General features: G+C 29.0%; 12 protein-coding genes. 3 read left to right on the forward strand and 9 right to left on the reverse strand.

What is annotated here, in order from left to right; translation table 11 throughout:
* Positions 1-4: 4 nt before the first annotated feature.
* From AAT22_RS16250 to frlD (AAT22_RS16290), 9 genes are all read right to left on the reverse strand, one after another.
* Complete coding sequence (locus tag AAT22_RS16250; RefSeq protein WP_047002012.1) at positions 5-805, reverse strand: alpha/beta hydrolase family protein; 801 nt, start codon at positions 803-805, stop codon at positions 5-7.
* A gap of 39 nt (positions 806-844) precedes the next feature.
* Complete coding sequence (locus AAT22_RS16255; protein WP_047002013.1) at positions 845-1,576, reverse strand: GntR family transcriptional regulator; 732 nt, start codon at positions 1,574-1,576, stop codon at positions 845-847.
* 89 nt (positions 1,577-1,665) lie between these two features.
* Positions 1,666-2,451, reverse strand: a complete 786-nt coding sequence (gene frlD / locus AAT22_RS16260; RefSeq protein ID WP_047002014.1) for a fructoselysine 6-kinase — start codon at positions 2,449-2,451, stop codon at positions 1,666-1,668.
* Between the two features lie 4 nt (positions 2,452-2,455).
* Positions 2,456-3,187 carry a GntR family transcriptional regulator gene (locus AAT22_RS16265; RefSeq protein ID WP_052953991.1) on the reverse strand — a complete coding sequence of 244 codons (732 nt, stop codon included), beginning with the start codon at positions 3,185-3,187 and terminating at the stop codon, positions 2,456-2,458.
* A 180-nt stretch (positions 3,188-3,367) separates the two neighbouring features.
* Positions 3,368-4,720 (reverse strand): amino acid permease, encoded by a 1,353-nt coding sequence (locus AAT22_RS16270; RefSeq protein ID WP_047002016.1) that lies wholly within the window; start codon positions 4,718-4,720, stop codon positions 3,368-3,370.
* 188 nt (positions 4,721-4,908) lie between these two features.
* Positions 4,909-5,337, reverse strand: coding sequence for a secondary thiamine-phosphate synthase enzyme YjbQ (locus AAT22_RS16275; RefSeq protein ID WP_047002017.1), 429 nt, complete (start codon positions 5,335-5,337; stop codon positions 4,909-4,911).
* Between the two features lie 14 nt (positions 5,338-5,351).
* Positions 5,352-6,200, reverse strand: a complete 849-nt coding sequence (locus tag AAT22_RS16280; RefSeq protein WP_047002018.1) for an amidohydrolase family protein — start codon at positions 6,198-6,200, stop codon at positions 5,352-5,354.
* A gap of 53 nt (positions 6,201-6,253) precedes the next feature.
* On the reverse strand, positions 6,254-7,075 hold the full coding sequence (frlC, locus tag AAT22_RS16285; RefSeq protein ID WP_047002019.1) for a fructoselysine 3-epimerase: 822 nt from the start codon (positions 7,073-7,075) through the stop codon (positions 6,254-6,256).
* A gap of 97 nt (positions 7,076-7,172) precedes the next feature.
* Positions 7,173-7,964 carry a fructoselysine 6-kinase gene (gene frlD / locus AAT22_RS16290; RefSeq protein WP_047002020.1) on the reverse strand — a complete coding sequence of 264 codons (792 nt, stop codon included), beginning with the start codon at positions 7,962-7,964 and terminating at the stop codon, positions 7,173-7,175.
* A gap of 486 nt (positions 7,965-8,450) precedes the next feature.
* On the opposite strand from frlD (AAT22_RS16290), the gene AAT22_RS16295 reads away from it, so the two are divergent.
* From AAT22_RS16295 to AAT22_RS16305, 3 genes are all read left to right on the forward strand, one after another.
* Complete coding sequence (locus AAT22_RS16295) at positions 8,451-9,998, forward strand: amidohydrolase family protein (RefSeq protein ID WP_047002021.1); 1,548 nt, start codon at positions 8,451-8,453, stop codon at positions 9,996-9,998.
* Positions 9,999-10,274: 276 nt separating this feature from the next.
* Complete coding sequence (locus AAT22_RS16300; RefSeq protein WP_047002022.1) at positions 10,275-11,075, forward strand: HAD-IIB family hydrolase; 801 nt, start codon at positions 10,275-10,277, stop codon at positions 11,073-11,075.
* A gap of 4 nt (positions 11,076-11,079) precedes the next feature.
* A complete protein-coding gene (locus AAT22_RS16305; protein WP_047002023.1) occupies positions 11,080-11,937 on the forward strand; it encodes a TIM barrel protein in 858 nt (285 codons plus the stop codon).
* The last annotated feature ends 60 nt before the right edge of the window (positions 11,938-11,997 follow it).

Raw genomic sequence — 11,997 nt, forward strand, 5'->3', positions numbered from 1 at the left:
TTTATTAAAAAATAGTACTCTTATTTATATCCATATTACAAAAAAACTGAAACACTTTTTGTATTGCAACATCCCAAAATGGCCATTCATGATCTCCGCTCCACTCCATATATGTGTGACCATACCCTGAATATTCAGCAACGCTTTTAAATTTTAAATTATCTTGGTATAAAAAATCATCTAATCCACAAATTTGAATCAGTTTAGGTTTATTATCTTTTTTAGCTACTTCTTTAATTAACTTTATTAGATTACATTTATCATCTACTTTTTTATTTTCTCCAAATATACTAATTATTTCTTTTACTGCAATTAGATTTTCTTTTCCTTCTAAAACACTATCAATTAACCTTTGAATATCTAATACTCCTGATAATGTTCCTACACCTTCAAATTTATCTGGGTAATTTAAGGCTACCTTTACAGCTCCGTATCCCCCCATGGATTCTCCACAAATAAAAGTATTATTTTTATCTTGTGGTATATTAAACCACTTATTGCATATTTCTGATAGCTCCTCTGCAATATAGTCAAAGTATTTTACTCCATAAGCAGTATTTGTATAAAAACTTCTTTGTACTTCAGGCATGATTACAATGAAATTATATTTTTTTGCATAATATTCTATTTTAGAAAATCTTAGCCACTCTCCTGAATTTGCCGATAATCCATGTAAAAGATATAAAACCTTTGGCTCTCCATAAATTATAGGTGTTACATCATTTGATATATCAGGAAAGATAATATTAATATGTGTTGTCATATCAAGATTCTTCGAATAAAACTCTCCACTAAACACTCCCATATTTTACCTCTCACTACCTTACTACATTTTTTATTTGTATTAGTTTGCATTAAAGTGAACATTAAATGAGCATTTATCTCCACGTGTATAACTTCTTGATACTTCCATAACTTTATTATTATCATCATAACTTATACATTCAAATAACATCACTGCTCTATTCTGTTCAATATTTAATAATTTTGCTTCTTTTGCACCAAGCCTTACTAAATCAATAGTTTGCCTAGCTTTCACCATATTTATATTATAAAAATTATATACTTCAAATAGGGAAAATACACCCAAATCAACATCCACTAACTCTGGGATAATATCTTTTGGTATATAAATTTCTTCTATTGCTATTGGTTCCCCTCCTGCTAAGCACAACCTTTTTATATAGTGAATTTCATCATCAGGATTTATATCAAAAATCAGTGCATATTTTTCACCGGCTTTTCTTACTAATTTATTTAGAACTTTTATCGATGGCTTTAATTTTTTTTCAACCATGACTTGAGTAAATCCGTTTAAAACTTCTAAATCACGTTCTACTCTTTTACCAACAACAAAAACTCCTTTTCCAGCAACTCTAATTAATGTACCTTCTTTTACTAATACATCTATTGCATTCCTGACTGTCATCCTATTAATTTTATATTTTTCTGATAGTTCATTTTCAGAAGGAATTGCCGTTCCAGGAAGATACTCCCCATCTTCAATTTTATTTCTAATAACTTCTCTAAGTTGCAAATATATTGGTGATTGATAATCAATTTTTCCTTCTTGCACTTTTTTACCTCCATATAATAATCTTTTATTATTTTACCATCTCATAAACGTTTTCTTTACTTCAATATACCATAGATACCTTACTCATTTTACCATGCACCTTTATATTGTAGTGTAACTGATGAATTTTCTGCTCCTAATCTCATACATTCATCTATTTTTTTTCCCATAATAATTCCTCTTAAAAACCCAGCTATATATGAATCCCCAGCTCCCATGGTATCTACCACATTACAATTTACAATACCATATCTATGAAAATCTTTTCCATCATAACAAATACTTCCTTTTTCACCTAAGGTTATTACAACCATCTTAGGGCCTTTACTATGCATTTCTTTCATAAAGGACCTCAAACTTTCTGATTCTTCTTCATCGTATGCAAAAAATGCATAATCTACATTTGAAATTGCTATATTAACTACTGGATCATCAAATTTTGTTGCAAAATCAAATGCTATTGGAACTTTATTAGCTTTAATTTTCCAGAGGTCACTTTCTATTTTTCCCCATAGCCCAGTTACTACTAAATCATGTGTAGATAAAAAATCAATATCGTCTTGAGTTAATTTAAAATGCGCTAACACTCCTTCATCATAATCACCAAAAACACGTTCTCCATTAACTAATTCTACTTTTGTTATTGCAGTGTTTCCATGAACTTTTTTTATATGAGAAGTATCTACTCCTTTGTTATTGAGTGAATCTATCATAACATCTCCATACTTATCGTTCCCTACCACACCTGTATAGGATGCTTGTTCTCCTAACCTAACTAAATATACTGCAACATTTACAGGATTTCCACCTGGAAATGCTTCACCTAAATTTTCATATACATCTATACAATTATCTCCAACTGTTGCTATTCTCATAATCTCATTCCACCTTTCCCCGTTTTAGAATGCTTACAAATCGCATTTTATCAGCTCTACATATAGATTTAAAATATTCCATTGGAACTTCTTTTTCATTATATACAGTTCCAGATACGTAAAATACTTCATCTCCTTCGTTAATATGCAGTAGTTCTGCTTCATAACTTGTTGCATATGCAATGCTAATATTTTGTTCCCCTTTTAAAATTTTATATCCATATTGCTTTTCTATAACTTCATATAAAGATTCTAACTCAAAATTATGTTTTTCAATTTCAGTAAACAAATTATAATTTAAAAAGCTAGTTTCTAACATTACTGGTTCATCTTCAATAAATCTTATACGTTCAAAAAGTGCTATCTTATGCCCTAGTGGTAAATGTAGCTTTTGTGTAGTTTGTTTATTACTTTCTATTATTTTTGCTGAAATAATCTTATTTTTTAATGATTTTCCAAGATTGCTTATAAATTTTGTAGGTGATTCAAGATCTTGCAAATTTCTCTCTATTTTTTCATTCGCTACATAAGTCCCTGAACCTCTTTTATTATATAGCTTTCCCTCCAGAATAAGTCTTTGTATAGCAGATCTTAATGTAATTCTATTAAATCCCCACATTTCAGACATTGTTCTTTCTGAAGGTAACTTTGTATGAGCTGGTAATTTATTTTTAAGTATATAATATTCTATTTCTTCAACAGCTTCTCCACGAGAGCGATTTTTATTGTTATTCAAAGAAATTCCCCCTATATTTTAAAGTCAATTTTATTATAATTTTAAAGCTGATTTTAAATATAAGTATATCATATTACATAAATAACAATAAACACCTATATATCCATAATTTAAATGGGGCTGTCGCAAAGACAGCCTAATTAAAAATTGATAATTAAAAATGAACAATTATTGATGTTGTTAACTTACTTGCTTTTGTTGATTCTTTTTATTCCAGAAATGATATACTGGTAATCCTGTACCTACTATAATTACTGCACAAACTATACCTTGTATTGGTGCCCATAGAAAAGTAGAAACAATTAATGTAAATGTCATAAACATTGCTACTGACGCCATTAATCTCCAACAAGGCATCTTCCATAAAGGATTATAAGTAGCTTTTTTACGATGTACAAATACTGTTCCAAATGTTAAGAAATTTTTAACCAAAGCAACTAATGTAAAGTATCCTAATAAATCACTTATATTAGAAGCAAAAATCAATACAATTGCAACAGCACATTGAACTAATATTGAGAAATACGGTGTTTCCCATTTTGGATGAACTTTTGCAAATTGTTTAAAGAATAACCCATCCTTTGCCATAGCATATTCTATACGAGGTTGGAACATTATACAGCTAGATAAAGAACCTATAATTACTATAATTGCCATTATTGCTGTTAACTTACCTGCTGCATTTCCTATTAGTGGGATCATAGATGCAGCCTCTGCAACTGGTGCTTCTGAAGACATTAGGGTTTCAAATGGTAATAATCCTGTTATTACAAATGTTAATGCAGTATATAAAACAATAACTATTAAAACTGTTGCAATTAGTGCTCTAGGCATTGTTTTTTTAGGTTCTTTAATTTCTCCTGTCATATAACATACAGCACCCATTCCATCATAAGACCATGTAGTTGCCGAAATACCTGCAAGTAATGCCATAATTCCAGTTGGAGCTGCTTGAAGTGCTGGAGTTGCTATTAGATCCCCTTTCATATAAAACAATCCTATTCCTATTAATATTATGAAAGGAATTATTTTAAATGCAGTTATAAATGTTTGGAACTTTCCACCTCCTTCAACAGAGCGTAAATGAACCATCATGAATATTAAAACTAATGCTGTAGCAACTAATTTAACTACTATTCCTGAAAATCCAGTAAAGAATGCTAAATAGTTAGCTATTGCTAAAGCCATAATTGAAATTGATGGAGGATCAGTTGCCCAGAAGCTTATCCATCCACATAAGAATGCTAAAGGTTTTGAACCTGCTTCTTTAAAATATATATATTGTCCTCCATCTTCTGGATATGCTGTAGCAAGTTCTGCATAAACTAAATTTGCTGGAATATTAATTATACCCCCAATGAAAAATGCTAAAATAGTAAATATGGCACATCCTGCTGCTGATGAAACCTCTCCTACTGAAGAAAATATTCCTGATCCAACAGTGGTCCCAACTCCTAATGCAATTGCTGCACTTAACCCTAATTTTCTTTTTAATTGTACGTGTTCTTCGCCTTGAACTAAATTTGTTGACATAAACCTCACCCTTCTTTCTCTAATATTTTTTAATACATATTTACTTGATAAAACCCTAATTTAACAAGTAATATATCATTTGTTATTTCTTATCATTACAATATAAAATTATATTATATCGTTTACATAAAGAGGTGTATTTTGGTAGTTTTAGCTCTACTATTATCTATGTTTTTATCTGTTCTTTATCATTCACCTATAATTGACACCGAAATTGTTCTACTTGCTGGTCCGTCAAATTCACAAAAATATACTTCCTGTGCTCCTCCTCTTATCACTTCTCCATTAGCTATAGGAAAAATACAATTATTGCCTGTAATATGTGACTTTAAATGCCCTGTTGGATTTCCTGCTGTAGAGCCATAATCTCTAAGCATTCTTGCATGATTATAAGGAAAATCTTCTGGAACTAATCTTTTCAAAAAGTTATCCAAATCAGTTTCCAAACATTCCAGTGACTCATTAACCGTTATTCCTGTTGTAGTGTGTTTAGACATAGTTATAACTATTCCATTGCTTATACCACTTTTTTTCACTATATCAATAATCTGATCAGTTATTAGTATAAACTTATTATACTTATCAGTTAAAATCGTAAAAGTATCATAATAAACCATAAGTCCTCCTATTACTATAAGCCTTCTATAAATCTAATTGCATTTTCGCCCATAATAAGCTCTAGTGAATTCTTGCTTAAACCTAGTTCTTTTAAGGCTTCAACCATTCTTATTTGTTCGAATCTTGGGTTATTAGAACCAAACATTATTTGATGACGCAAACTCCTCTCAATCCATGTAATAGGAATATCTTTAGTAAATACTTGATTATAAAATTCCCTTGCAGAGTCAAAATATAATATTCCTGTATCTGCATATACATTTGGATATTTCAACATAAGCATACTTGTTTCTTTTACCCACGGCCATCCAAAATGAGCTAAACAAATTCTAAGCCTTGGATAATTAATTGCAACTTCTTCAAATTCAAGAGGATGTGTATATTTACTAATTGAATTTGGTTCCCAAGAAAAACCTGTGTGAAAAATTATAGGTTTGTTATATCGTATACATAACTCATAAATGGACTTTAATCTTTCATTCATAGGATATATTTTTAGTCTTCCTAGATGCAATTTTAGCCCCTTAAGGTTATATTCCTTAAATGCCTTTTCAAGTTCTTCCAAAGCATCTTCTCTAAATGGATCTATCGATGCAAAACCTATAAACTTTTCAGGTGCTAAATCAACAATTGACTTTATTTCATAATTAGATACAACCACATCTCCTTCACAAGAAGTATAATCTTCTGGTAATAATACAAGCTTGTCCAAGTTAGCGCACTTCATTTGGTTAAAAATATGCTGCAATGATGCTATTCCATTTTTATGAACATCTAATACGCTATGTCGATATTCTTCTTTATCTGCATCCTTATTTATCGCTTCATAAAAAGCTGGATGTACATGAATGTCAATATTCATTATTTATCTCCTTCTTTATTCACCTATATTATTAACTAATTTAAATTTGTAATCTATTCCTCTAACATTCCTCTAACATTATTTATTGCTCTTCTTGCATAAAATCTTGGTTCATTTATATATGCTGTTACAAGTTCTATTGTTGCTGTTCCCTTATAATCCATTTCTTTTAGCTCAAGAAGTAGCTCCTGCATAGGCAAAACCCCTTCTCCTGGCATGATATGTGTATCACTTGAAGCATCACTATCAACAATATGCATATGATACATCTTATCCCCTAATTTATCAAAATAAGACATTATACTTTCATGCTGTACAAAAGGAGGCACTATATCACACATACCAAGCAAATTATCAGATGGAATAATTCTAAATAATTCTGCTAAATCATTAGCACTTTTAACAACATTTGATTCATACGGTGTTAATGCTTCTAATACAACTTTGTGATTTATTTTATCAGCATATTCTATAATTTCCTTCATGCATTTTATTAATCTTTCCCATATTTCTTGTGTTGTAGCACTATATCCAGCATGTGCTGCAGATATTAATGTAAATTCTGCTCCCATTTCCTTTGCCATATCCATTGATAATTTTACATATTCAACAGATTCTTTTCTCATTTCTTCAGATCCAATCATCATGTTAAAGGGATAAGCATTCATTTCAGGAGTAAATCCCAAAACAGGAATATCATACTTTTTTATTAACCTTTTAATTTCCTCTACTCCTCCTTTTTCTAAATCAAATGGATATGCATGAGGTCTTGCTCCCCAAAGTTCAATGTAATCATAACCAAATCTTTTAGCATCTCTAAAAATATCTTCTAATTCATTTCTTTGGTATCCAGATGTGAACATACCAATTTTCACTTTATTTCCCCCTTATTCAAAATACTCTTATAATATTTCTCAAAGTCAAACATAAACTAACTTTTATATCAAACTCCAAAATATCTTTTATAAAATATCATTCTATTACCCATGGCTCAAAAACTGAAACTACTTTAGCCGAAATCTTTGCTCCTTCTTTTAAACATTCATCAACTGATTTTCCCAATAAAACCCCATAAAGAAATCCTGCTATAAAAGAATCGCCAGCTCCTACTGTATTTACAACCTTTGTTTGATAAATTCCACACCTATAGAACTCTTTTCCATCCCAAGCTAAGCTTCCATCTTCACCAAAAGTGGCAACTGCAATTTTCATTCCCGTTGTAACCATCTTTTTTAAAAAACTTCTTACAAAATCATTATCTTCTTTAAAAGAAAAAAAACCAAAATCAACATAATACGATGTATTATCTACCAGATCCGAATCATACTTTGTTGCATAATCAAAACTTACTAAAGCTCCTTTTTCTTTTATTTTATTTAGAACCTTATCAGCCTTACCCCAAAAAGCACTATGAACCAAATCATGAGAAGCTGCAAATTCAATATCCTCTTTATCAAAAGTAATATTCTCTAGGACTCCCTCAATATACTCACCATGAATACGTTCCAGCCCATCTAACTCCATATATGTTATAGCCGTTTGTCCATTCCCAATTTTTAAGTGCGATGTATCCAAACCTTCTCTATTTAATGTATCTAGCATAATCTTTCCATTTTCATCAGAGCCTGTAGTAGAGATTATAGAAGTATCTATACCAAGTTTTTTCAAATTAACACCTGTATCAACAACATTTCCAGTTGAATAGCTCCTATTTAAACTTTTGTAGTAATCAATACAATTATCACCAATTACAGCAACCTTCATTTCATCACCTCCATATACATGTTTTTTATTTTTTAAACCACTTTTAATATATCACTTATATTTTTCCCAGTCAATCCATAAATTCAATATTTTTACATGTTTTTTTGTTGTTTTAGGCATATTTCCCTTAATTCACCCTTTGTTGCGGCTCAAAAACTGGTATATCTTTTATTAGGTTGATTTAATGATAATCTCATATTTATTATATATATATTTATACAATTAAGTTTTATTTCCTTTTTTTTCATATAATTTTATTGATAATTACATTTTTCTATGTTAAAATCAACACTATATTTAAAGTTAAGATGCTAATTTTATATTTGGTATATTTTTTATTGTTTATGTATATGTATTATAATAGCTGTTTTAATGATTTAAGTAAACATTTACAAACATATTCCACTATTTTAGCTAATTAAAAGTTACCTATTTTGATTTATACCTAGTAATTCAATATTTAAATTTATATTTAGGAGGTTTATTATGACAAATGCATCTATTATTTTAAAATCAACCAATATCTTTACCAGTACATCAAAAAATTTATTCAATGGCTTTATAGCTATAAAAGACAATAAGATTATTGCTATAGAAGACTTGAACTTATTAAATAAATATATTGGTGAAAATACTGAAATTTTTGATTTCGATGATAATGTAATATGTCCTGGTTTCGTAGACGTACACTGTTTCTTTACTGGTTACAACTTAAATTTTGTAGGACAAGATTTGCTTAATGCTAAAAATAAAGATGAGGTTATTAATTTAATTAAAGAATATTCATTATCTCTTAAGAATCCCAAAGTTATTTTAGGACATAATTTAAATACATCTCTTTTAAACACAAATCACTTGGATTTTCTAGATTATCATTTTCCTAATATACCTGTAGTTTTATTTTCAACTAACTGTGAGAGTTGTTGGATGAATACATGTGCTATTGAAAACTATGGGTTCACTCCTAACAAATGTTATCCAGAAGCTATTTGGAAATTGTTCATTGACATATTAAGTGATAAACCTTTAATCACTAATAACTTTAAAAATTATATGAAGATGTTAAATTCTCATGGAATAACAGCTATTAAAGAAATGGGATTTGATAATTTTTACGGATTTACAGATATTCTTCAAGAATTAGAAGATAAAAACCAACTGACTTTACGTGTTTCATTTATGTCTCAACCAGTAGGCTATCCTTTAAATTTAGAATTTGGAAAAGAAATGCGCGAAAAATTCAATTCTGACTTCATAAAATTTTCCGGATATAATCGTATGACTGATGGTTCAATTTCAGAATTATGTGGTGATTTAAAAAGTCCATACAACTGTGAAAATACAAATTGTAACCAATTTATAGATTATGAACTTATAAAGACCGAAACTCTTGCTGCTGATAAAGAAAATTTCAGATTTTCTCTTCATGCACAAGGTGATGCAGCTATAGAAAAGGTTCTTAATATTTACAAATGTTGCAAACAAGATACTAATGGGAAATTAATAAATAGACATGCTATAACCGATTTAGAGTTTTCAGATCCATCGGATTTAAAAACTATGGGGCAACTTGGTGTTATAGCTGAAATTTATCCACAAATACAATCTTTAGCTAACTATGATGATAAAACAAAAATGATAAATGAGAAAATAGGTTTACGCTCTGAAAACTATTGGAACAGAAGAAAAATGATAGATTCTAATGTAATTGTATCTTGTGGTACAGATTTACCACTTCTAATTCCAGATATTCCTGAATCTATATATAATTCCGTGGGTGGATATTTTAAAGATGGTGGTAAGCCATTTAATAAATCTAATACTATTAGCATTCCAGAACTTTTAATATCTTGGACAAAAAATGGACAATACAATCTCTTTAACGAAAATAAGTTAGGCACACTGGAAAGTGGTAAATTAGCTGATATAGTGGTTCTTAACAAAAATATTTTCAACACCCCATTAGAATTAATATCTGAGACTAAAGTTTGTTTAACTATAGTTAACGGAAAAATAGTTTACAAAAATTTATAACAAAAAACTAGAACGAAAATTTAAAATCGAAAAGTAGTATAGAAAAGGCTACCAGCTGGAAATTGGTATATAAATCTTGTATTAAAAATCTTGTATTGATTGATTTATAAATTGCTTTTCCCTTTTATTTTGTTTTTTTTTAACTATATATATGATTCTTTATTACTCTTTGGAATAATTATACTTTTTTAGCATTTATTATTGACCATTCTTTACTAAAAGGTTATAATAATTAATAAGTGGTATATATTTTAATAAACATGTATATAAGTTGAGGTGATTGTTATTGTAAAATTACTAGCTTTAGATATAGACGGAACTATAGCAAATGACTCTGGAATTATATCTGATGAAATAATAAAAAGTATTGAATTAGTTAAATCCTATAAAATTAAAGTTTGCTTGGTTACTGGTAGACGAGATATAGATATTGCACCTATTAAGGCATTCTGCGAAAAAGTTGATTATCTAATTTTAAATAATGGCTCAAAGATTATTGATATTTCAAATAATTCAATATTAAAAAATATATCTATAAATATTGATAGTGCTAAACTTCTTATAAATTATTGCTTAGATAACAATATACTTTTATATGTTACAGGTGAAAATTTCCTTGGGATAAATGTAATTACTTCAACAGCTATTGAATATGCTAATAGTTTGAATTTAAATTTAATTCAATATTCTAGTTTAGAGGAAATTCCATTAAGTATAATTGATGGTTTTATGATAAACAACACTGGAGAATCAGCTATTGAATTTATTAAAAATAAAAATCTTCCCTTTTTTTGCTTCCGATCTGAAGATAATTGTATTGATATAATTCCTTCAAATTGTAGTAAATGGGATTCAATAAAAAGTATATTAAACATTTTAGATATTGATCCACTTGATGTTATCTCAGTTGGCAATCACGGCAATGATATAGAAATGATTGAAAAATCTGGTATTGGTGTCGCAGTTGCTAATGCTATAGATGACTTAAAAAATGTAGCCAATTATATTACTAAGTCAAATAATAATGAAAATCCAGTAAAAGAGGTTTTAGAAAAATTCATAATATTTGAGAGGTGATTTTATGTCAAAGATTACAATGGATAAAGTCTCTGTTATGAGTGTTCAATACTGCCACTATAGTTTTTCTTATTTTTTAGATTCCATGGAAAAATGTAAAATAAGAAATATAGATTTTTGGGGAGGCTCTCCTCATTATTGCAGATTACACTACTCCACTTCTATAGAAGCTCTAAGTAAAATCAAAGAAATAAAAAAGGAAATTGATGATAAAGGCATGAAGGTTGTTATTTATACACCTGAAACTTTAGCCTATCCTTTCAGCCTTTCATCTTCGGAAAAAGCTATCTGCAATCAAACTATTGACTATTTTGACAAAGCCTTTGAAGATGCTTTAGCTTTAGGTACTAATAGAGTTTTTATAAATACAGGCTGTGGACTCTTAGACACTCCAAGAGAGGATTCATGGAAAAGAGCTGTTGAAAATATAAAAATAATATCAAACCGAGCTAAAAAACAGGGAATAACAATGATAATAGAACAGCTGCAACCTTATGAATCAAATCTTTTAACTACTTGTAATGATATGTCAAGAATGTTAAAGGAAGTGAATATTGATAATTTAAAAGCATGTATTGATTTAGTTGCTATGGAAGTTGTAGAAGATAATTTGGAACAATTTTACTCTACTCTTAATAGTGAATCAATCCAATGGATACATTATGCCGATGGTAATCCTTCCGGACATTATATATTAGGTGATGGAAATTTACCACTAAAAGAATATATAACTACATTAGAAAAGTATGATTATAATTCATATATAGATTTAGAAATTAATGACTCAATATATTGGCAAGACCCTCATACTTCACTAAAACGTTCTGCTGATTATTTGAGATCATTTTTACCTGAAAACTAAGACAAGCATTGTTAATCTTATTAAAAGTATTTAAGTATTTTAAATAAAAAAGGAGAGAGA

Origin of the sequence: Clostridium sp. C8 (assembly GCF_001010885.1) — a bacterium.
Lineage (GTDB): Bacteria > Bacillota > Clostridia > Clostridiales > Clostridiaceae > Clostridium > Clostridium sartagoforme.